At 41.5% G+C, this 20,886-nt stretch carries 22 protein-coding genes and 1 rRNA gene; 16 read left to right on the forward strand and 7 right to left on the reverse strand.

Features of this window, described 5'->3' with window-relative positions:
* Positions 1-2 precede the first annotated feature (2 nt).
* The 9 genes from gspF (at position 3) to HNW13_RS22775 (ending at position 6,992) form a co-directional block, all read left to right on the forward strand.
* Positions 3-1,235: a type II secretion system inner membrane protein GspF gene (gene gspF / locus HNW13_RS22735; RefSeq protein ID WP_101087409.1), complete on the forward strand. Its 1,233-nt coding sequence runs from the start codon at positions 3-5 to the stop codon at positions 1,233-1,235.
* Between the two features lie 96 nt (positions 1,236-1,331).
* Positions 1,332-1,766 (forward strand): type II secretion system major pseudopilin GspG, encoded by a 435-nt coding sequence (gene gspG, locus HNW13_RS22740; protein WP_059745209.1) that lies wholly within the window; start codon positions 1,332-1,334, stop codon positions 1,764-1,766.
* A gap of 1 nt (position 1,767) precedes the next feature.
* On the forward strand, positions 1,768-2,340 hold the full coding sequence (gspH, locus tag HNW13_RS22745; protein ID WP_192116488.1) for a type II secretion system minor pseudopilin GspH: 573 nt from the start codon (positions 1,768-1,770) through the stop codon (positions 2,338-2,340).
* A 64-nt stretch (positions 2,341-2,404) separates the two neighbouring features.
* Positions 2,405-2,815: a type II secretion system minor pseudopilin GspI gene (gene gspI, locus HNW13_RS22750; protein WP_310734193.1), complete on the forward strand. Its 411-nt coding sequence runs from the start codon at positions 2,405-2,407 to the stop codon at positions 2,813-2,815.
* Positions 2,796-3,500, forward strand: coding sequence for a type II secretion system minor pseudopilin GspJ (gspJ, locus tag HNW13_RS22755; RefSeq protein ID WP_101087407.1), 705 nt, complete (start codon positions 2,796-2,798; stop codon positions 3,498-3,500). The genes gspI and gspJ overlap by 20 nt, the downstream gene beginning before the upstream one ends.
* Positions 3,500-4,486 carry a type II secretion system minor pseudopilin GspK gene (gene gspK, locus HNW13_RS22760; protein ID WP_192116489.1) on the forward strand — a complete coding sequence of 329 codons (987 nt, stop codon included), beginning with the start codon at positions 3,500-3,502 and terminating at the stop codon, positions 4,484-4,486. Before gspJ ends, gspK begins: the two co-directional genes overlap by 1 nt.
* Before the next feature lie 51 nt (positions 4,487-4,537).
* Complete coding sequence (gspL, locus tag HNW13_RS22765; protein ID WP_192116490.1) at positions 4,538-5,743, forward strand: type II secretion system protein GspL; 1,206 nt, start codon at positions 4,538-4,540, stop codon at positions 5,741-5,743.
* A 1-nt stretch (position 5,744) separates the two neighbouring features.
* On the forward strand, positions 5,745-6,221 hold the full coding sequence (locus tag HNW13_RS22770; protein WP_192116491.1) for a type II secretion system protein M: 477 nt from the start codon (positions 5,745-5,747) through the stop codon (positions 6,219-6,221).
* Between the two features lie 9 nt (positions 6,222-6,230).
* Positions 6,231-6,992 carry a type II secretion system protein N gene (locus HNW13_RS22775; protein ID WP_192116492.1) on the forward strand — a complete coding sequence of 254 codons (762 nt, stop codon included), beginning with the start codon at positions 6,231-6,233 and terminating at the stop codon, positions 6,990-6,992.
* 168 nt (positions 6,993-7,160) lie between these two features.
* Here the strand turns inward: HNW13_RS22775 and yrfG are convergent, their stop codons facing one another.
* On the reverse strand, positions 7,161-7,826 hold the full coding sequence (gene yrfG / locus HNW13_RS22780; protein WP_192116493.1) for a GMP/IMP nucleotidase: 666 nt from the start codon (positions 7,824-7,826) through the stop codon (positions 7,161-7,163).
* A 77-nt stretch (positions 7,827-7,903) separates the two neighbouring features.
* Here yrfG and nudE point away from each other — a divergent pair, with 77 nt between their 5' ends.
* Positions 7,904-8,491, forward strand: a complete 588-nt coding sequence (gene nudE, locus HNW13_RS22785; RefSeq protein WP_192116494.1) for an ADP compounds hydrolase NudE — start codon at positions 7,904-7,906, stop codon at positions 8,489-8,491.
* A 116-nt stretch (positions 8,492-8,607) separates the two neighbouring features.
* Positions 8,608-9,417, forward strand: a complete 810-nt coding sequence (gene cysQ, locus HNW13_RS22790; protein ID WP_101087400.1) for a 3'(2'),5'-bisphosphate nucleotidase CysQ — start codon at positions 8,608-8,610, stop codon at positions 9,415-9,417.
* A gap of 323 nt (positions 9,418-9,740) precedes the next feature.
* On the opposite strand, the gene HNW13_RS22795 is transcribed toward cysQ, so the two are convergent.
* The 3 genes from HNW13_RS22795 to selD form a co-directional block, all read right to left on the reverse strand.
* The gene (locus HNW13_RS22795; protein ID WP_192114092.1) at positions 9,741-10,625 is read right to left on the reverse strand and encodes an IS1595 family transposase; all 885 of its coding nucleotides are present in this window, start codon (positions 10,623-10,625) and stop codon (positions 9,741-9,743) included.
* A gap of 76 nt (positions 10,626-10,701) precedes the next feature.
* A complete protein-coding gene (mnmH, locus tag HNW13_RS22800) occupies positions 10,702-11,802 on the reverse strand; it encodes a tRNA 2-selenouridine(34) synthase MnmH (protein WP_192116495.1) in 1,101 nt (366 codons plus the stop codon).
* A complete protein-coding gene (selD, locus tag HNW13_RS22805) occupies positions 11,802-12,857 on the reverse strand; it encodes a selenide, water dikinase SelD (protein WP_192116496.1) in 1,056 nt (351 codons plus the stop codon). The genes mnmH and selD overlap by 1 nt, the downstream gene beginning before the upstream one ends.
* Before the next feature lie 197 nt (positions 12,858-13,054).
* On the opposite strand from selD, the gene HNW13_RS22810 reads away from it, so the two are divergent.
* Together HNW13_RS22810 and HNW13_RS22815 are read left to right on the forward strand one after the other, a co-directional pair.
* On the forward strand, positions 13,055-13,669 hold the full coding sequence (locus HNW13_RS22810) for a TetR-like C-terminal domain-containing protein (protein ID WP_192116497.1): 615 nt from the start codon (positions 13,055-13,057) through the stop codon (positions 13,667-13,669).
* Positions 13,656-15,512, forward strand: coding sequence for an MFS transporter (locus HNW13_RS22815; protein ID WP_192116498.1), 1,857 nt, complete (start codon positions 13,656-13,658; stop codon positions 15,510-15,512). The genes HNW13_RS22810 and HNW13_RS22815 overlap by 14 nt, the downstream gene beginning before the upstream one ends.
* An 81-nt stretch (positions 15,513-15,593) precedes the next feature.
* On the opposite strand, the gene HNW13_RS22820 is transcribed toward HNW13_RS22815, so the two are convergent.
* Positions 15,594-16,703, reverse strand: a complete 1,110-nt coding sequence (locus HNW13_RS22820) for a fatty acid desaturase (RefSeq protein WP_101087396.1) — start codon at positions 16,701-16,703, stop codon at positions 15,594-15,596.
* A gap of 156 nt (positions 16,704-16,859) precedes the next feature.
* Between HNW13_RS22820 and fabR the strand changes: the two genes are divergently transcribed.
* Entirely contained in the window at positions 16,860-17,477 is a 618-nt protein-coding gene (fabR, locus tag HNW13_RS22825; RefSeq protein WP_011635616.1) for an HTH-type transcriptional repressor FabR, read from the forward strand.
* A gap of 64 nt (positions 17,478-17,541) precedes the next feature.
* Here the strand turns inward: fabR and trmA are convergent, their stop codons facing one another.
* The gene (trmA, locus tag HNW13_RS22830; protein ID WP_192116499.1) at positions 17,542-18,639 is read right to left on the reverse strand and encodes a tRNA (uridine(54)-C5)-methyltransferase TrmA; all 1,098 of its coding nucleotides are present in this window, start codon (positions 18,637-18,639) and stop codon (positions 17,542-17,544) included.
* A 129-nt stretch (positions 18,640-18,768) separates the two neighbouring features.
* Between trmA and murI the strand changes: the two genes are divergently transcribed.
* Entirely contained in the window at positions 18,769-19,548 is a 780-nt protein-coding gene (gene murI, locus HNW13_RS22835) for a glutamate racemase (protein ID WP_192116500.1), read from the forward strand.
* A gap of 47 nt (positions 19,549-19,595) precedes the next feature.
* Here murI and HNW13_RS22840 read toward each other — a convergent pair whose 3' ends face one another.
* Complete coding sequence (locus HNW13_RS22840; RefSeq protein ID WP_192116501.1) at positions 19,596-20,039, reverse strand: RNA-binding protein; 444 nt, start codon at positions 20,037-20,039, stop codon at positions 19,596-19,598.
* Between the two features lie 695 nt (positions 20,040-20,734).
* Here HNW13_RS22840 and HNW13_RS22845 point away from each other — a divergent pair.
* A 16S ribosomal RNA gene (locus tag HNW13_RS22845) occupies positions 20,735-20,886 on the forward strand; the annotation flags it as partial.

The raw sequence follows: 20,886 nt of genomic DNA on the forward strand, positions 1-20,886 counted from the left end.
CAATGGCGGCGTTTGAATACAAAGCCCTTGATAGTAAAGGCAAGCAACAAAAAGGTGTGATAGAAGCTGATACTGCGCGTCATGCAAGAAGCCAGCTGCGTGAGCAGCGCCTTATGCCGCTAGAACTTCAGCCTGTCAGTGAGAAAGAAGCCCGTTCACAGCGTGGCGGTTTTAATTTAGCCTCCCTATTTAAAAAGCGTATTTCTGTTGCCGAATTGGCATTGATCACGCGCCAAATAGCGACATTAGTGGCCGCAGGCTTACCCATTGAAGAAGCGTTAAAAGCGGTGGGGCAACAGTCTGAGAAAGATCGCTTAGGTAGCATGATTATGGCGGTGCGTTCTCGGGTGGTTGAAGGTTACAGCTTAGCTGACTCAATGGCCGAATTTCCGCATGTGTTTGATGACTTATACCGCGCAATGGTAGCCTCGGGTGAGAAATCAGGCCATTTAGAAGTGGTACTTAATCGACTTGCCGATTATACCGAGCGTCGTCAGCAACTCAAATCCAAGCTTACTCAAGCAATGATTTACCCTATTGTATTAACCGTGGTCGCTATTGGTGTTATTGCGGTGTTATTGGCAGCTGTGGTGCCAAAGGTTGTTGGGCAGTTTGAACACATGGGCCAAGAATTACCTGGTACAACTCAGTTCTTGATTCTCGCCTCTGATTTTGTACAACATTGGGGGGTTGTGGTCGTACTGCTTATCTTTGCTGCTATGGTGATGTTTCAGCGACTGCTGACTAATCCGATTATGCGGATGAAATATGACACAGCCCTTTTGAAAATGCCCGTTATTGGCAAAGTAAGTAAAGGCCTGAATACCGCCCGATTTGCGCGAACATTAAGTATTTTGTCAGCCAGCTCGGTACCATTACTTGATGGGATGCGTATTGCCAGCGAAGTTTTACAAAATGTTAAGGTGCGTGCTGCTGTTGATGAGGCTACGGCGCGAGTCCGTGAGGGAACTAGTTTAGGCACGGCGTTGACTAATACTAAGTTATTCCCGGCAATGATGTTGTATATGATTGCATCGGGTGAAAAAAGTGGCCAGCTAGAAAACATGCTAGAACGCGCAGCAGACAACCAAGACCGAGAGTTTGAGTCGAACGTAAATATTGCATTAGGAGTATTTGAACCAATGCTAGTCGTGAGTATGGCATCGGTTGTATTATTTATTGTAATGGCCATTTTACAGCCTATTTTAGAGTTAAATAACTTGATCAGCGGTTAGGTTTGAAGTTATGGATTTTTGTAGGGTAAGCGTAAACCAAGATTTATAGCTGATTTTACGCATGAATATATAGACAATTTTTAGAGGAAGTAATTAATGCAACATAATAATAAACAACGTGGTTTCACCTTACTCGAAGTAATGGTGGTGATTGTTATTTTAGGTATTTTAGCGTCAATGGTTGTGCCCAATTTGATGGGTAACAAGGACAAAGCCGATCAACAAAAAGCGGTATCAGATATTGTGGCGTTAGAAAATGCATTGGATATGTATAAGTTAGATAACAGTATTTACCCAACCACAGAACAAGGTCTTGATGCGTTGGTGCAAAAGCCTAACTCGTCACCAGAGCCGCGTAATTTCCGTGAAGGTGGGTATGTTAAGCGTTTACCACAAGATCCATGGCGCAGTGACTATTTACTATTAAGCCCTGGTGAAAATGGCAAAATTGACATTTTCAGCGCAGGACCAGATGGACAACCAGGTTCTGAAGACGATATCGGAAGCTGGAATTTACAAGATTTCCAATAAGATGATTCATCATCGTCAAGCCGGTTTCACTTTATTAGAGGTGTTAATTGTGGCATTGCTAATGGGTTTGGTTGCCTCTGCGGTAACCATGTCTATTAGTGTTGCTGGGCCGGAACAAATGCTCAAAAAACAGGCGCAACGTTTTATGACTGCCACTGAGATGGTGCTTGATGAAAGCGTCTTAAGCGGTCAGTTTATTGGCATTGTGATTGACGAAGATCAATATCAGTTTGTGTTTTATAAAGAAGGCAAATGGATGCCAGTTGATCAAGACCGGCTATTATCGGCCAAAAAAATGGATGCCGGTATTACCTTAGATATTGTGATCGATGGCATGCCATTAGTTCAAGAAGACGAGCAAAATGAATCTTGGTTTGATGAACCTTTTATCGACGAAGAGAGCGAAGAAGAAAAAAAGAAACATCCTGAACCGCAAATTTTATTGTTTCCCAGCGGAGAGATGACTCCCTTTGAACTGGGTTTTAATACGATCAATGATGACCGTCAGCCAGTCAATTTGCTGGTTGTGGGTGACGCGTTAGGCCGTTTAACATTAGGGCGTGTAGATGAATAAACTCACATCACATCGACGCCCTCAATACGGGAAAGTTAACCGCTCAGGTATTAACAACTTAGGTATTAGTCGCTCATGTGTTAGTCACTCTGGCGTTAAAAGCTTACGCGGTAAAAATTGTGGTATGACCTTACTTGAGGTTATCGTTGCTCTAGCTGTGTTTTCCATTGCAGCAGTATCGGTTACCAAAAGTTTGGGTGAACAAATGGCGAACATGCCCATTTTAGAAGAACGAACGTTAGCGCAATGGGTGGCCAGTAATCAAATGGTCGACGTGCGATTACCTGGTACCTTTCCTGATATAGGCCAAAAAACGGGTCAGTCAGAACTTGCGGGCCGCGAATGGTATTGGCGCCAAGAAGTGATTAAAACCACCGATGATAAATTTAGAATGATCCGTATTAGCGTCAGTGACGACGACAAATTTAAACGCGTAGTGGCTCAGGTAAGCAGTTATGTCCATAACAAAGCCTAGGTATTTCAGCGGCTTTACCTTACTCGAAATGCTTATCGCGATTGCGATTTTTGCCATGTTGGGTATCGCGGCAAACTCAGTATTGTCGACGGTAATGAAAAATGATGAAGTGACCAAAGAGTTTGCTACTCGGCTTAAGTCATTACAGCAAGGTTTTGGTGCGTTAGAACGTGATTTGGGCCAAATGGTAGCGCGTAGCCCTAGATTATTTGAAGGTGATCGTGGCAGCCGTTTTTTTCAGGCTGGCGATAATATCCTCGACTCTGAAACCGAAGCACTGGTATTTTACCGTTTGGGCTGGTTAAACCCCGATGGCATGTTACCTAGAGGCAGCCTGCAATCGGTTGCCTATGTGGTTCAAAATGGCCGTCTTGAGCGTTGGTATTATCCTTATCCTGAACCTGTATCAGGTGCTGAGCCATTAAAAAGCATGGTTATTGACCATGTGCTGTCAATTGAGTATTCGTTTTATATGGATGATAAATGGCAGAAGCAAGTTGATGGAACCGTGATGCCAAAAGGGATTGCGATGGAAATAGAATTAGAAGGTTTGGGTAAAATTCAGCGTCGTTTTTTACTGCCTAAAGGTGCACCAGCAACTAAGTCTGACAAAGACAGTGGCAACAACCGTAACGGTTCAAATAGTAAAGATGAAAATGAAACCGATGATGGGAAATCCTCATAATGGGCGGCCAAAAGCAACGCGGGGTTGCATTAATAGTAGTGATGCTAATTGTTGCTATGGTGGTGATTATTGCCACCAACATTAGTAGTCGCAATCAGCTTTCAATGCGTCGAACGCTTAATTTAGCCCAATACGACCAGGCTTATTGGTATGCCCTTTCTGCTGAAGAGCTGGCGATGAAAGTGCTCAAGCAAGATTTTGAAGATTCAGAAGGAACCGTACATTTACAACAGTATTGGGCCTTGGCCAATGTGGCTTTTCCAGCTGAATACGGTGAAATTGTCGGTGAAATACAAGATATGCGATCATGCTTTAATGTTAATGCCGTCGGTCAAGCATCGAATGAAATTGAAAATGGTCAGCCCAAAATGACCGTCGCAGCTATACAGTTTCAATCGCTGTTGATCAGTTTAGGCGTTGATGAGTTTGGCGCCGAGCAATTAACGTCAACCCTTAAAGATTATATAGACGAAGATACGTTATCGGGCCCATATGGTGCTGAAGATGCCGAATATGAATCGCGTAATGTGCCATATGGTGCGGCCAATACCTTGATGCAGCATCGCAGTGAGTTACGTGCAGTGTTAGGGTTCAACCAAGATGTTTACCTGAATCTTTTACCTTATGTATGTGCAATACCTGGTGAAGACAGTCAGCTATTAAATGTAAATACCATTAAGGTTGAGCAAGCAGCTTTACTGACAGCAATGTTAGAAAATAAAATATCAGTCGGCGAAGCTGAAAATGTTATTAACAATCGTCCAGCGGATGGATATGAAAAAATTGAAGAGTTTTGGGAAGGTTCATCACTCAGTGGTATAAAGATTGAAGCAAATGTAAAGTCGAGTTTTGTGGTTGATAGTCAGTACTTTTTATTGAAGGCTGGTGCCAAAGTCGATACTGCAATATTTCGAATGGATAGTGTCCTGAAGCGTAATGGTAAAGATTTAGATGTGCTCACCCGTCAGTATGGTGGCCAACAATAATAACAAATTCATTGCGTAACAATGCGTATTGAGATCGGTGGAGAATAAACAGTGTCTGAACGGCTATTTATCCGGTTAGGAAAATCATCAGAACACCCATGTTCGTGGCTAGTATGGTCAGAACAAGAGCAAGAGATCATCGCTTCTGGTGAATTATCTGATGCCGCCAGTCTCAGCACTTTAGCTGAGCGTGCGGGTAATCGTCCTGTTGATGTACTTGTGCCTGCGGCCAACATGACATTGACACAAATTATGTTGCCCGAAAAAGGTCAACGCCAAGCATTAAAGGCGTTGCCATACATGTTAGAGGAATCATTAGCGACGAATGTAGACAATATGCATTTTGTTGTTGGGCCTCGTGAAGGTGAGCAGCTTAATGTGGCTGCGGTGGCGCATGAGCAAATGCAAATATGGCTTGAATGGCTCCATCATGCAGGCTTAAAAGTAAAACGTATCGTGCCAGATTGTTTAGCGTTGCCGTTAGAGCAATGTCGCTGGGCGGCAATGAGTGTTGGTAGTGAGTATTTAATCCGAACGTCTGAAGGTGGCGGCGTTAGCGTGCCTAAAGCATGGTCTGCATTTGCACTTCCACACCTATTAACAGCTGCAAAACCTAATGATAATGAGTCAATTAGTGTTGCAAGCTACAGTGATGATATTGTATTTGAAGGCGTGGAAATTAATAACAAGCCACTCGATTTACCGATGATGGTATTAGCAAAAGGCATTTTGAACGCCCCAATCAATTTGCTAAGTGGCATTTATAAACCTAAGCATGAATACAGTAAACAGTTACTCACCTGGAAAAACACGGCGATTGTAGTGATGATTGCGATTGTTTTAGCCTTAGCGAATAAAGGCATCGCCATTCATCAACTGAATAACCAGACCGCAGAGCTGCAAGCTCAAAGCGAAATGATTTTTAAACAAGCTGTACCGGGTGTAAACCGTATTGTTAATATGCGCTCACAAATGGGCAGTGAATTACGCAGCATGCAAGGCCAAGGTGGCGGTGCAGTATTTTTTGAAATGCTAGATGGTTTAAAGCCAGCGTTTAGTAAGGTGCCAGAACTTAAACCGAATACTTTGCGTTACGAAGCTAATCGTAATGAGCTACGAATGCAAGTGACAGCAAAAACGTACGGCCAAATAGATACATTTAAAGAGCTTGTTAGCAAAGACTACCTTCTCGAAGGTGGTGCCATGAACAGTAGCGAAGAAAGCGTTACCAGTACGCTGACGTTAAGGAATAAATAACATGGAAAACATGCGTAGTTGGTGGCAAGGTTTAGCCATTAGAGAACAACAACTTGTTGGTTTTTGTGCTGCAGTATTGGCGATAGGCATTATTTATTGGGGCATTTGGACACCGATATCGAATGCTCAAGAAACTGCCCAACGTGATAACAGCGCAGCGCAGCAAACGTTAAATTATGTTAAACAAACCGCCAATAAAATAGCGGGTCTGAAACAAGCGGGTGCGCAAGCTAAAGTTCGTGGCAGTTTAAGTTCTTTGGTAAATCAAACAGCTGGACAATATAAGTTAGAGATCACTCGCATGCAGCCGCAAGGCGATAAAATTCAGTTATGGATGGATGACGTGCCATTTGATGCGTTACTGGGTTACTTACATGACTTAGTAGAGCAAAAGGGCTTAACGTTAGACAGCGTAGATCTAACCGAATCAGACGTTGCTGGCTTTGTAAAAGTAAGACGTATTCAGCTTTCTCAGTAAGGATTTTTTGTGAGCTTATTTTCAAAAATAGTCATTGGCGTCATTATTTACCTCGCGTTTTTATTGGTGTATTTACCAGCGAACTGGTTAGTCAGTATTGCTCCGTTACCTAATAATGTGGTTATCACAGGTGCCGAAGGTACGCTTTGGCAAGGGAAGGCGGCGTTAATTACCATTGATCAACGCCAAATAGAACACGTTAGTTGGCAGTTAAGTCCATGGGGATTACTGCTTGGTAAAGCCGATATCGATTTTAATATCGGTAATCGAGCTACGGCTGTTAGTGGTAAAGGTAGTGTGAGTTGGTCGTTATCTGGGCTGAGTGCGAAAAATATTCGCCTTGATTTACCTGATAGTTTTTTACTAGCGGGAGCCCGTTTACCTTTTAAAACCCAAATTGATGGCGATGTCAGTTTAATGGTTGCAGTGCTAGAGCAAGGTAAACCATGGTGCGAACAATTAAACGGAAAATTATTTTTAAATAACACCAATGTTAAAAATCAATATGGCGTGTACCCTTTAGGTAACATTGCATTGGGGCTCAGTTGTCTTGATGGTCAATTACAAATTGCCACTGATGAAACCCAAAACGTATTAGGCTTAACGGGAACCGCTATTCTAGGCGAGTCAAACTTGGTTAAAGTAAGTGCTAAAATTAAACCGACCGATGCCCAACCTAAAGATTTACGCGATTCGTTATCCTTTTTAGGCCGACAAGACAGCCAAGGGTATTACCCTATTAACTATCAAGGCGTTGTGCCTGGCTTGTAAAATCGGTTGATATTTGAATAACTAATGCCTTGATATCACTATCAAGGCATTTTTATATCGGCAATAATTTATCGAATAACCTTATCAACTACTTTATTAACTATGTTCAGACATCAACCGCTATTTAACGATCAATCACTACTTGAATCGTTTATATAGTGATATTGCTTATACCGATTGAAGTGCCAATGATAGCGGCTGGTAATCGGTAATCGCTGGGAAGTCGGTAAATTCAATATGAGGCTTTTGGCTATCGGGGTTTTTAATCCCGAGTTGATAGCCTATGCCAGCCTTTTTCGATGCCGCTAATATCACTTCGCTGTCATCAATAAATAAACACCGTGACGGATCTAAGTTGAACTTAGTCAGTGCATACTGCCAAAATTGTGGATGTTCTTTGGGATAACCGCTTTCATGGCTCGATAACATATCGTCTAAACCATGGGCTAAATTAGTATGCTGTAACTTAAGCGCTAAGCTGTGTGGGTGAGCGTTGGTAAACAAAATACGCTGTTTACTGGCCCCCGCTAATGCTTGCAAGAAAGGCATACTGTCTTGGCGCAGTTTAATTCTATCTGCCGACGCATGGTGCAATGCTAAAATATCGAGTTGTAAATAGCGTTGCCAGTAATCAAGGCAATACCAATCTAAGGTGCCAACCACATCATAATAAGCTTGTTTGACGAGAGTATTGGCTTCATCCAAACTTATTTGACGCTGCATGCTTAATTGTTGTGGCACTAAATGTAACCAAAAGTGGTTATCAAAATGCAGATCAAGCAAGGTACCATCCATGTCGAGTAGCACTGTATCTATTTTATACCAAGGAAACATGTAAATTCCGGTTGTAGAATATACCCATAATAGTAAGATTGTACCCTGTATATATTAATTCGTCACACGAGGCTTCAATGACACAGCGGCATACAAAGCCGGAAATCCTGCATACCGAAATTGTTGCCAAAAGCAGACTGTTTCAAATCGAGCAGGTACACCTTAAGTTTTCTAATGGCGTAGAGCGTCAATATGAAAGAATGAAGGGCGGTAGCAGAGGGGCGGTGATGATAGTGCCTATTCATCAAGGTAATTTATTATTAGCGAGTGAATATGCCGCCGGCACTGATAATTATGAACTAGGTTTTCCGAAAGGGTTGATAGATCCAGGCGAAACGGCAGTTGAAGCCGCTAATCGAGAGCTCCAAGAAGAAATTGGTTTTGGCAGTTATCAATTGACCTATCTAAAAGAGCTATCGCTTGCGCCAGGCTACTTTTCCAGCAAAATGCATATTTTTGTTGCTGAAAAACTGTACCCTAGCCGTTTAGAAGGGGATGAGCCTGAACCAATAGACGTGATCCCTTGGCCATTATCTGATTGGCAGTTATTACTCGAGAATGTTGATTTTTCAGAATCTCGTAGTGTTAGTGCACTTTTTTTAACTCAGCAATATCTCAATACACCAACAGATAATCTTACACGTGAAGTCAACGCCGTAAAATAGGTTATTCACAAGTCGTATTGAGTTAGTCATTGAACAGCAACATCGAATAGGCAATAGCCTTATTTATTGATGTCCTTGTGAGGTCATCCTTATCGAATCCAGCAATTGGAGTAATAATGAAGCCAGAAGATGTAATTGAGCAAGTTATAGACATCGCAACGGAAGCTGGGCAAAAAATTCGTGATATTTACCTTAAAGGTAACTTCAAACGCGAAATTAAGTCCGACAATACCCCTGTCACGTCTGCCGATTTAGCCGCGCACGATATTATTTGCCGTCAGTTAGCTGAACTCACGCCCGACATTCCTATTTTAAGTGAGGAAGCTGCAGATATTCCACTAAGTGTGCGTGAAACATGGAAACGCTATTGGCTAGTCGATCCATTAGATGGCACGGGTGAGTTTATTGCTGGCAGTGGTGATTTTTCAGTGATCATTGCTTTAGTTGAACATAACCGTCCTATCATGGGAGTGGTTTATGTGCCGATGACTAAGGTGTGTTATTACGCAATAGCCGGGCTAGGTGCTTATAAGCGTGATGGTAAGAACGAGATACGTATCACCAGTAAACAATTAACCGGTGATGAACCAGAGCATTTACGTTTAGCCGTTAGTCGTCGTCAAGATCCGCAATCGGTTTTAAAGTTACTCAATAAACCCAATCATTGTGAGTTAGTGGTGATGGGTGGTGCAGCATTAAAAAGTTGTTTGGTGGCCGAAGGACGTGCTGATTGCTATGTCCGTTTAGGACCCACTGGTGAATGGGATACTGGTGCTGCGCAGATTATTATTGAAGAAGCAGGTGGTGCACTGATTGATATTAATTTACAGCCTATGACCTACAATGAGCGTGAAACACTCGAAAACCCAAATTTTATTGTGGTAGGTAGTGCTAACCTCCCGTGGGATATATTGTTAACTAATTAATTTGTTTATATTTTAATGGACATAAATTAATATTTTGGATGTGTTGCTTTTTCGAACAGAGATTAATTTATTAATCATATGATGGCAACGACATGAGTAACGATATGGCAACAGTAGCCACTAGAAACCATCAACACTATATCGTGCATCGTGGTTAAATAACGATGGCAGTGTGCAGTTTTATCCGTTAATAACAGTGAGTCTTGAACTACTGTGACCAAATTTATGTTGATTTCAATACTGAATTTGGTGAGATACACATAAAAATGCCCTCATCATGAGGGCATTTTTGCTTAAATAACTTACATGCCTATGCACTTGGCTCAGTAAGAATGTATTGGCGTGTGAATCATTGCCAAATTTAACAATCTGTTAGGTATTTCTCTTTCCATTTGTCTACGATTGAACCGATAACAGAACTCGCTCAGGTATTCTTGCAGGTACTTTCCTGAAACACCATGAAATGTCCCAAGTAAAAATGCCTTTAAGTTACCAATGGCAATATGAACCCAAGGCAGCCATTCATCAACAAGCTCACTGGGGGTAACCCTCGCTTCATGTTGTTGAGTCTTATCTATAATGTTCAACGCAGGTAAGCCGTCTGTATGCACTTCTTGCTGTCTCGTTAAGTGTTTGGCAACGAACTTTTCAACACTATCATGGCAAACGCTATTCACAGCCTGCATAGCAATAAATCCAGCTCTTTTTCCTTTGCTTTCAACGGCAACTAAAACAGGTGTTTTACCTTCTGCTCCACGTCCACGCTTGCCCTTCCTTCTGCCACCCACTAACGCATCATCAATTTCAATAACGCCTGACAGTCTATATAAGCTGTCTCTATGGCCCATAGCCGTTCTCAGCTTACTTAATATCAAACGTGCCGTTCGCCAATTAACTTCAATGTGCTTGCTCAATCTTAATGCTGAAATACTGCCTTTATCTGAGCCTAAAAAGTAGATTGCCCAAAACCACTTAGTGATAGGAATACGGCTACCGTGGAATAATGTGTCAGCTGTGACCGATGTTTGTTTATGACATTGACTGCATTCATATACATTGCGGGTTGTAAGCTCATAAGCATGCTCACAAGAGCATCTAGGACAAACAAAGCCATTAGGCCATCTCATTTTCTTAATGTGATTTAAGCAATCAGTTTCAGAGCTGAATTGACGTTGCCATTCAAAAAAACTCGTTTCAGGCATTTTCATAGCAAATCTCACTTCTAGTCTTGATTTATACTATAAGAATAGGCCAAAACTGACTCAGATGCATAGGCATGATAACTTATGACTTATGACTATCTAACCATTGATGTATCGCTTTTCTGTCGCCTTGAAAGATAACTCTGTCCTGTTTCTTTTCAAGTTGATACAGATACATCGGGTCATAATAAATATCGAGTAACAGATTTATCCAGTCTAAATGCTTACTGGTATCATTTTGGCTTTGTTGTACGTTAAGCGCATTATCAACCAAGTCCTGCAATTCTTGATGTTGCTTACCGCCTAAGCGTTTACGAATGCCCAATAAACTTTGAGTCAAATATGCTTTAAATGCATCGAAACCCGCTTGCTCACCTAATCCAGATACATAATCAGCCAGTTTTTGCTCAACATAGTCATTTAATAAACGCGGTAAACGCGCGTCTAATGGCTCGTCGAGTACGATAATATCAGCTTGTTGCATGGCGCTGTAAAAATGCTTTGGCAGGGCTGAACGACCAATTAGCATACTTTCATCTTCTAACAGCAAATGGTTATGTTGCTGTTGTTGATGCTGCAGTAATGCCACGGCTAAATTATTTTCGAAGTTGATTTGACTGGGTTGCGGATCGATATTTTTGCCAAAGCTCGACCCTTTATGGTTGGCAAGGCCTTCAAGGTCGACTGATTCATTCCGCTGATGGATAACTTCCGTTTTACCACTACCTGTTATGCCACTTAAAATCAGCACTTTAGATTGGCTTGGCGCTTGCTCGATAGTATTAATTAAAAAACTACGTATGGCTTTGTAACCCCCTTCAATATAAGGGATGTCCATGCCTGATTCTTCAATCCATTGCTGTGATAGCTTTGAGCGCAAACCGCCACGAAAACAATATAAATAGCTGTCAGGATGTTGTGACAATTGAGCAAGCCAAGCATCTATACGTTGCTGTTTAATTTTACCTTTCACCAGCTCATGACCTAATGCTATAGCAGCCTCTTGGCCACGCCTTTTATAGCATGTGCCCACTTTTTCGCGTTCACCATCTTGCATTAATGGTAAATTAATCGAGTGGCCAAAAGCACCTTTAATGAATTCGATAGGCGCTCTTACGTCAATTAATGGACGGTTTTCTAATAGAAGTCTGCCATATTCTGAGCTGGGGATGACCTCGCTCATTAGTTTAATTCCACAAGGATATCGTGTCCGTCAGCGCGTGGCTCATAAGTATTGAGCATACCGATACAAATAGCGTCAATTCCATTGGCTTCTAATAGTGTTTTAAGTTCCTGTTCAGCCTCTGCACTCACGGCAACTAATAGTCCTCCACTGGTTTGTGGATCGCAAATAATCGCTTTCTGGTCATCTGTTAATGGCGGCAAATGTTCGCTATAACTGTCAAAATTGCGATGGGTACCACCTGGAATACAACCTTGAGCGAGGTAATCTCTGACTTTAGGGAGTAAAGGGACTTGGGATAAAACGATATTAGCTTTAAGTTGTGCACCTTGACAGACTTCAATTAAGTGACCCGCTAGTCCAAATCCTGTGACGTCCGTTAATGCATTAACCCCTGTGATTTTAGCGATATCAATACCTATCGTGTTGAGCTGACACATCGCATTTGGGGCAATTTGACTGTCTTCATCACGCAGCTTTTTCTGTTTCTGTGCTGTAGTCAGAATGCCAATACCAATCGGTTTGGTGAGATATAGACGATCATTCGCTTTGGCAGTGTTGTTCTGTTTTACTCGCTCAAGCGGGATTTGCCCTGTAACCGCTAAACCAAAAATAGGTTCAGGAGCATCAATACTGTGACCTCCAGCCAACATAATACCTGCATCGGCACAAGCTTGGCGTCCGCCATCAACCACTTGCTGTGCCACTTCTGGTGGCAATACATTAACCGGCCAGCCTAAAATGGCAATAGCCATAATTGGCGTGCCGCCCATGGCATAAATATCGCTGATGGCATTGGTTGCGGCAATTCTTCCAAAGGTAAATGGATCATCTACAATGGGCATAAAAAAGTCGGTGGTACTGATAATGCCGGTTTGCTCATTGAGTTTATAAACTGCAGCATCGTCACGGGTTTGATTACCGACTAATAAATTGGGGTCAGTAAATACTGGAAGTTGTGACGCAAGAATGGTGCTTAAGACTTTAGGAGAGATCTTACAGCCGCAGCCTGCGCCATGGCTATATTCGGTTAGTTTTATATCGGTATGAGGCATGGTTATGTTTCTGTCGCTGGCTTATTGATGAGCAATTATAATGTTTCTCAAGGATTATTTCTTGGTTATTCGCGGTTTATCAAACCTAGTCGTGTATTTTTAATTAAAAAAATAATTATTATGAACGTTGTTTTTTATTTTGTTTGCTGTTAATTTATCAACTTAAGTAAGGTGCATATCATTTTTAGGTTGGTATTGTGGCGAGACGAAAAGAGCATACGCATGAACAGATCCGCCATATGGCTATTAGTGCTGTGGTTGAGCATTTACAATGCCATGGTGTCGATAACTTAAGTTTACGAAAAGTTGCGGCAACCATTGGTTACGTGCCAAGCACGTTAATCAATATTTTTGGTAGTTACCAATATTTATTACTCGCGGTATCTGAACAAACATTGTTACAGCTAGCTGCGCAGTTACAGTTAATTAAACCGACCACCCCAACCAAAACCATTGAGCAAATGGCAATCGTTTATAGTCAGTTTGCTTTAGCTAATCGACGCTGTTTCCGATTGGTATTTGAATTAACAATGACAGATGATCAGCCTTTACCTGCAGCTCACCTTGGGTTGATTAAGTCATTATTTTCTGATGTTGAGTCCCAACTAAGTCAATACTTTCCTTCTGCATGTGAGCAAGAGGTGGAAATGATGAGCCGCGTACTTTGGGGGGGGATACATGGGTTAACGTGTTTGTCATTGGATGGAAAACTATTTGAGACACAATCCTGTTTACAAGACATGTTGACGAGTCATGTAAACAGTTATATTGATGGAATGAGCACAAAAAGGAATTCAAATGCTGCTAACTAAACGATTTTTTCCCTATTTTGCGACCTTATGCCTAGGGGCGCTTAATGACAATTTTTATAAAAATGTGTTGCTCTTACTGGTAACTTACAGCCAATTAAATACATTACCGATTGATGTTAACTTGTTTGTTAATTTGGCCGCTGGCGTATTCATTTTACCTTTTTTCTTGTTTTCTGCTCATGCCGGTATCGTGGCTGACAATATGAATAAGGCAAAATTGATTCGACGGTTAAAGTTGTTAGAGCTGATTATCATGTCAACAGCGGCTATCGCGATTATCAGTCAGAGTTATATGGTGATGTTGCTGCTGCTATTTTTAACCGGCAGCCAGTCTGCATACTTTGGTCCAGTAAAATACTCATTATTACCTCAAGCCCTAAGCGAAGCAGAGTTAGTAAAAGGTAATGCTCTGGTTGAAATGGGCACTTTTTTGTCGATTCTTGTCGGTACCCTAAGCGCCGGTTTGGTGGTGTCTAATGAAAATGGTTTAACGTGGGCTGCAATCATTGTCTGTGTGTTGGCTATTTGTGGTTATCTTGCTAGCCGTGCGATTCCTTCATTGCCTGCCCAAGGTGATTTAAACCCTAGTAAATTTTCGTTATTTTCTGGCACTTGGCGTTGTATTAATAAAGCGCGACAAACCAAGACTATTTGGATGGCCATTCTCGCCATTAGCTGGTTTTGGTTCTTAGGTGCCACCTATTTAACTCAATTCCCTAACTTTGCCAAGCTGCACTTACATGCCGATGCCACCGTCGTGTCATTGTTACTGGCGCTATTTTCTGTCGGTATTGCCGTTGGGTCATACGTGTGTGAGCGTTTTTCGTTTGGGCATGTTGAGTTAGGCTTATTACCATTTGGGGTCTTGGGCTTAAGCGTATTTAGTTTTGACATGATAGCGGCTATTCCGCTAGAGCTTGTTGAGCCAGGTTTTGTGTATAGCTTCGAGTCATTTATCGCTAACGCGCAGCATTATCGTGTGATGATCGATTTGTTTCTTGTCGGCCTAAGTGGCGGGATATTCATTGTGCCTCTGTATGCGTTTATTCAAACTCGTGCAGAAAAACAAGAATGTGCTCAAGCTATTGCGGCGAATAACATCATTAATGCCTTCTTTATGGTGGGCTCTGCAGTATTATCGATAGTGTTGCTTGGGGTATTTCAGTGGAGTATCCCTGAATTATTTATGCTTGTCGGCGTGCTTAATTTGGTTGTGCTGTTATATGTTTACTCGCAAGTGCCAGAGTTTACCCAACGCTTTATCAGTTATTTGCTGAGTCATGTTATGTATCGGGTGAATGTACGTGGTAGAGAACATATTCCGGCACAAGGGGCAGGAATTATTGTCAGTAATCATGTGAGTTACGTTGATGCGTTAGTCATTATGGGCGCATCGACTCGACCTATTCGGTTTGTAATGGATAAGTCGATTAGCGAAATTCCATTATTAAAGTATTTGTTTCGGCACGCTGGCGTTATCCCAATATGTTCACCGAAGAAGTGCGAGTCGACATATCTAAATGCATTCGAACAGATACACCAAGCATTAGCTAACGATGAGTTAGTGTGTATTTTTCCGGAAGGGAAGTTAACTCCAAACGGTGAAATTGGTGAGTTTAGACCTGGCATTGATAAAATTTTACAACGGGATCCTGTGACGGTAATACCGTTAGCGTTAACAGGGCTATGGGGATCTTACTTTAGCCATAAAGGCGGGCATGCACTGACCACTTTGCCTAAACGTTTCTGGTCTAAAGTATCGGTGAGTATTGCACCTTCAGTTGACGGAGCTACGACCAATTGCAAAGCGTTACAGCAGCAGGTGACTCAGCAATTTAATTAGCACATGATGTACTAGTGAAGCTGATCAAAACAAAAAAAGGTCACGCGTGGGCGTGACCTTTTAAATGATTAAGCATTAGCTTTACTGTGCGTAGGCAGCTGTTAGGCTTTTCCAATTTCGTTGTTGTTCAAGAAACTGATTACGTAATAATTGCACTTGTTGCTTCAGATTGTGATCTGTAAGTTGCTTACGCTTCGCCTCTAACAAACTCTTTTTGGCTTGATAATAGTCAACTAAGTGTTGCTTCATCAGCTCATACTCTGCTTGAAACTTTTCTATAATTTCATCGCAGTTAGGTAAGTGAGCAACCTGATTCTGAGCTTGTAAAAGTTGCATCTGCAAACGTGCACTTTCAATACGTTCTTGTGGCACTTTACGTAAGTCACTCGCTAAACCAAACCAGTTCATCAGTTTGATTAACCATTTGGTTGGATCGTAATCCCACCATTTTATGCCATTGCGATAATCGTTTTCAAAAATATGATGGAAGTTGTGATAGCCCTCACCGTATGTAAGTAACGCTAAAAATGCATTATCTCGGGCTGAGTTTTTATCTGTGTACGGTTGTTTACCCCAAATATGGGCTAATGAGTTAATAAAGAAAGTACAGTGATGCACTACCACTAAGCGTAATAAACCTGCCATAAGTACCATTGATAAAATATCGCCATTTAGCCAGCCTATAAATGCCGGTAAACCAATATTCATTAAGATCACTAAGGCTAAGTAGTGCTTGTGCTGCCACATAACGATACGATCGTTTTGTAAGTCGCGCACGTTGTTGTAGTCACTGTAACGACTCGCTTGATACTCGCGCAGCATCCAACCTATGTGGCTGTACCAAAATCCCATTTGAGCTGAGTACGGGTCTTTATCATTATTATCAACATGTTTGTGATGAATGCGGTGATCACTACACCAATGTAATGCGCTATTCTGTAGCGCCAATGCCCCGCCTAGTGCGTATAAAAAACGAACTGAAGAGTGAGCTTTATAGGCTTTGTGTGACCATAATCTGTGGTAACCCGCAGTAATCGATAGACCACTTGCGTAAGCGAAAACAACAAATGCAATCCATTCAATGCCATCAAAGCCATGGGTAAAACCACGCCAAGGGATTAATACCACGGCGCCGATAAAAGTAATGGCAAATAACAAGGTATTAAGCCAAATGATTGGAGGTTTTTTCATTTAGTAGGGTTCCAATAATAGGTTTAAATAAGTTGAGCGTACAATTGTACGCTAATTTAACTTAGGGAACTAGTCATGGTCAAGCTTAACAGGGCTGTGTTTCTGTTTTAAAAACGGTATTATCGGTGAATTAATATTGACTGAATGGATTAGTAAATGGGTGTTAGAGCACAACAAAAGGAAAAAACCCGTCGTGCATTAGTGGATGCTGCATTTAATCAACTCAGTGCTGAACGCAGTTTTTCCAGTCTAAGCTTACGTGAAGTTGCTCGTGAAGCTGGTATTGCACCCACATCATTCTATCGCCATTTTAAAGACATGAACGAACTTGGCTTGACCATGGTCGATGAAGGTGGATTAACCTTACGTCAAATGATGCGTAAAGGTCGTCAACGTGCAGAAGCCGGTGGGAGTGTGATCCGTATTTCTGTCGACACGTTTATGGAAGTATTGGAGTCAAACCCGAACGTATTTAGAATACTACTTCACGAACGTTCAGGTACCTCAGCGGCATTTAGAGCCGCAGTTGAGCGCGAAATTGAACATTTTATTTCTGAACTTGCTCATTACACCGAGGCCCAGGCAAATCGCACTCCTGTGTTAGCGCGTGCTCAAGCTGAAGCATTAGTTATTTTAGTCTTTAATGCCGGAGCATCAGCGTTGGATTCCAAGCGTAGTGAGCGTAAGTCATTAGCCGATCAGTTAGTACTACAACTGCGTATGGTGGCTACAGGCGCTGAAGCGTTACAGCATAAAATTGACAACCGTGCTTAATTTATCGCGATTATAACCAAACAGAGCGCTAATCATTAGCGCCCTGTTTGTTCGTTAAGCTGTATTACTTACGTTCTAGTAATACTCCTGATTCCATATGATCGGTATATGGGAATTGGTCAAATAGCGCAAAGCGAGTTATTTTATGTGTTTGACCTAAGGTTAACAAATTGTCATTCAGTGTTTCTGGATTACATGAAATATACAAAATCCGCTCGTAACCTTGGATAAGCTTTAATGTTTCAGGATCAATGCCTGCACGAGGCGGGTCAACAAAGATAGTATTGCAATCGTAACTGTCTAAGTAGATGCCTTCTAAACGTCTAAATTGACGCTTTTTCGCCATGGCATCACTAAAGTCTTCAGCAGACATGCGAATAATTTGAACATTATCAACGTGATTAATATCGATGTTGTATTGCGCAGCATCAACTGAAGGCTTGGCCAGCTCTGTTGCTAATACACGATTGAAGTTTTGCGCCAATGCAATCGTAAAATTACCATTACCACAGTACAACTCTAGTAAATCACCCTGACTGTTTTTAGTTGCATCAATAGCCCACTCCAGCATTTTTACAGAGACTTTCGCATTAGGCTGAGTAAAACTGTTTTCAATTTGCTTGTAATGCAATACCTGTTCATTAACCGTTAAGGTCTCAACAACGAAATCTTTGTCTAAATCGATTTTTTGCTTACGCGCACGACCTATAATGTTGACATTGAATTGAGCAGATAACTTTGCTTTTAATAGAGTCGCGTGTTCACGCCACTCTTCATCGAGCTGGCGGTGGTACAACAAAGACACTAAAATTTCGCCGCTTAATGTCGACAAGAAATCTACTTGAAACAATCGATAACGCAATGCAGGATTAGGTGTTAACTCTGCTATTAATGCGGCCATCATTTGATTAATAATCAAACCAGCGGGTAAATATTGATCGCAACGCACTTTTGCATTCAGTGCTTTATCAAACATGTAGTAATATAAGTCATCATCTTGATGCCACATTCTAAATTCAGCACGCATACGATAATGCATAGGCTCAGAAACAAAGACTTCAAGCGCCGGTGGATTGAAATCGGCAAAGGCCTGTTCTAGCTTGATGCGCTTTCGTTGTAATTGTGCATCGTAGTTTTTAGGATCCATTGCAGCTAAATTCATATCGTCCACCTAATACTGTAAAAAAGGGCGCAAATATTATACTAAATGACGCTGATGTCTAGTATTACGCACCTAAGTATAAAGTGGCCCGACGATTAATGCTGAACATATACATATTTGGAGCCCATATTGTCTGGACCTATTTTAGTGTTTGATTCTGGTATCGGCGGATTGTCGGTAATGAACCAAATTAGAAAACAGTTACCACAACATGATTATTGTTACTTATTTGACAATGCACGCTTACCTTATGGCAACTTATCAGAGCAAGAGTTAATAACTGGATGTGTTGCACTTATTACTCATCATGCACGACGTTTGAACGCCAGTATTGTGGTGGTTGCCTGTAATACCGCCAGTACTTTGGTATTGCCTCTATTACGCCAGCAATTAACCATTCCTATCGTGGGAGTTGTTCCTGCTATTAAACCTGCCGCCATGTTATCGAAGAAAAAGCACATTGGTTTATTGGCTACGCCTGGGACAGTGAAACGAGATTACACTCAAGCATTAATCAATCAGTTTGCCGGAAACTGTAAGGTTGAATTATTTGGGACTTCAGATTTAGTGTTACTTGCTGAGCAGCATGTAGCTCAACAGTCAATCGATATGGATAAGCTAAACGATATCTTAGCACCCATAGCGGCAACTAATATTGATGTACTGGTGCTGGGCTGTACTCATTTCCCAATGATAGCGACAGAAATAAGTCATTATCTTGGCGAAGGAGTAACACTATTAGATTCAGGGGAGGCGGTAGCAAAACGGGTAAGGTTTTTACTGAGTAAAGAAAGTAATGGCAATAAGCAATTACAAGCATGTTATACCAAAGATATTAGCCAAGGGCTTAAAGCAACATTAGTCGATTATGGTTTTAGTGATTTTTCGCTGGTAACCATAACCGACTAACAACACTATTAATTTACTATAGTGCTAAGAACCTAGTTCAATAACGATTAGCTATTTTCCGAATCAGATTCTTGTGATTTGGCTTCTCTTACCTTTAACGTGCGCTCTTGAAAGCTATAGTCGTTTAATTTCGACATTGCTTTTTGTGCGCCCGCTTCAGACATCTCAACAAATCCAAATCCTTTGCGACGTCCAGTTTTACGGTCTCGTACTAAACGAACTGAGTTAACAGGCCCGTACTCACCAAACAATGCCTTTACTTCTCCCTCATGAACACGATAAGGCAAGTTGCCAACATATAGTGTCATTGTAGGACCAACATAAGGTTCGTCAGAAGGGCTTGAACCACTTGTTGGTATAAAGGTGAAAATTAACGTCGCAACGACTACACCAGCAATAAACGCTACCGAAGATGATGTGCCGCCAAACTGAGAAAAAACAAAAGCGCCAAGAAGCGCCGCAATCAAAACAATCACGAATGATTTCTGCATAAAATAATCTCTAATGAATATAAAAATGATAAATAACTGTTAAATACTATTACATACTAATTAAAAATTACCAGATAAACCAGACCACTGTTGAAAAATTGAGCTCAAAAGCGACTTAAATATCAAAAACAAGTAATTTACTAATTAGCCAAAGGTGGTTCTTTAATCAAAAAAGCTAAAAAAAGAACGATCTGCATAAAAGTTCAACGCTCGAAACATATCTTGAATAAAAGCGCTTGCACTAAATCTTAAGCTGCCTATAATGCGCATCCACTGACACGGCATACAGCGAAAGCGAAAACCGGTTAGCGTTATTAACAACTACTTAGTGGTGTTGGTAACAGGCGAAAAGAAGTTTGAAAAAACACTTGACGCAATAAAGGGAATGCGTAGAATACGCAGCCCAAGCCAACGACCTAGCGTCTGATGGCGATGTCTGAAAAATCGATATCAAGCTCTTTAACAATTTATCAAGTAATCTGTGTGGACATTCACAGGTATTGAGTTATTCGAAATTGTCTTCTGTTCTTCGGAATGTTGGCAATCAAAAAATTACAACTCAATGCAACGATGAGTGTTCATAGTAATATGTACAAACATTATTTAGATTCTTCCGAGTCTAATTAATGAAATCAGAATTCATTGAGCCGAAAGCTTCGTTCTTATTTATAAGGATGGGGTTTTCAAAAGAACTTTAATTGAAGAGTTTGATCATGGCTCAGATTGAACGCTGGCGGCAGGCCTAACACATGCAAGTCGAGCGGTAACACAAGGGAGCTTGCTTCTGAGGTGACGAGCGGCGGACGGGTGAGTAATGCCTAGGGATCTGCCCAGTCGAGGGGGATAA

The sequence above is a fragment of the Shewanella sp. BF02_Schw genome (genome assembly GCF_014596695.2).
Classification (GTDB): domain Bacteria; phylum Pseudomonadota; class Gammaproteobacteria; order Enterobacterales; family Shewanellaceae; genus Shewanella.